The sequence below is a fragment of the Pseudomonas sp. Pse79 genome (genome assembly GCF_024519615.1).
Classification (GTDB): Bacteria; Pseudomonadota; Gammaproteobacteria; order Pseudomonadales; family Pseudomonadaceae; genus Aquipseudomonas; species Aquipseudomonas veronii.
Map to the genome: position 1 here is coordinate 1 of NZ_JALJRR010000064.1, position 1,337 is coordinate 1,337.

Below are 1,337 nucleotides of genomic sequence, written 5' to 3' on the forward strand. Positions count from 1 at the left end.
TTGCAGGCGATGGTCGCCGATCCGCAGCAGACCCTCGGCCAGTTGAACCTGCTGGACGGGGATGAACAGCGGCACATTCTGCAGTTGTGGAATCAATCCGACGCCGGCTTCCCGGCCCAGCGCCTGGTACATGAATTGGTCGCCGAGCGTGCGCGGGAAAACCCGCAGGCAGTCGCGATCAAGTTCGACGCACAAACCCTGACCTACGGCGAGCTGGACCGCCAGGCCAACCAGTTGGCCCACGCGTTGATCGCCCGTGGTGTTGGCCCGGAAGTGCGCGTGGCGATTGCCATGCCGCGCAGTGCCGAGATCATGGTGGCGTTCCTCGCGGTGCTGAAAGCTGGTGGCGTGTATGTGCCGCTGGACGTCGAATACCCGCGTGATCGCCTGCTGTACATGATGCAGGACAGCCGCGCCAAGCTGCTGTTGACCCATACCGCCGTGCAGCGGCAACTGCCGATTGCCGAAGGCCTGGATACGCTGGCCATCGACCGCACCGAAGCCTGGAGCGGCTTCAGCGACACTGCGCCGTCGGTTGATCTCGACGGCGACAACCTCGCCTACGTGATCTACACCTCGGGCTCTACGGGCATGCCGAAAGGCGTGGCGGTGGCCCACGGTCCGCTGGTGGCGCATATCATCGCCACCGGCGAACGCTACGAAACCGGCCCGGCCGATTGCGAATTGCACTTCATGTCTTTCGCCTTCGACGGCTCCCACGAAGGCTGGATGCACCCACTGATCAACGGCGCCAGCGTGCTGATCCGCGATGACAGCCTGTGGCTGCCGGAATACACCTACGCGCAAATGCACCGTCACAACGTGACCATGGCCGTGTTCCCGCCGGTGTACCTGCAACAACTGGCCGAGCATGCCGAACGCGACGGTAATCCGCCGAAGGTGCGCGTGTATTGCTTTGGCGGTGACGCGGTGGCGCAAGCGAGCTACGACCTGGCCTGGCGTGCGCTGAAACCCACTTATCTGTTCAACGGCTACGGCCCGACCGAAACCGTGGTTACGCCGTTGCTGTGGAAGGCACGTCGCGGCGATCCGTGCGGCGCCGTGTATGCACCGATCGGCACGCTGTTGGGCAACCGCAGCGGCTACATCCTCGACGCCCAACTCAACCTGCAACCTATCGGCGTCGCTGGCGAGCTGTACCTGGGCGGCGAGGGCGTGGCACGTGGTTATCTGGAGCGCCCGGCACTCACCGCCGAACGCTTCGTCCCCGACCCGTTCGGCAAACCCGGCAGCCGCGTGTACCGCAGCGGCGACCTGACCCGTGGCCGCCCGGATGGCGTGGTGGATTACCTCGGCCGTGTCGACCACCAGGTGAA

The 1,337-nt window shown here is 64.9% G+C and carries 1 protein-coding gene; it reads left to right on the forward strand.

From position 1 onward, the window contains the following. Positions 1-1,337, forward strand: a 1,337-nt coding sequence (locus NR164_RS30225) for an amino acid adenylation domain-containing protein (protein WP_256823671.1), incomplete at both ends; no start/stop codon positions are given.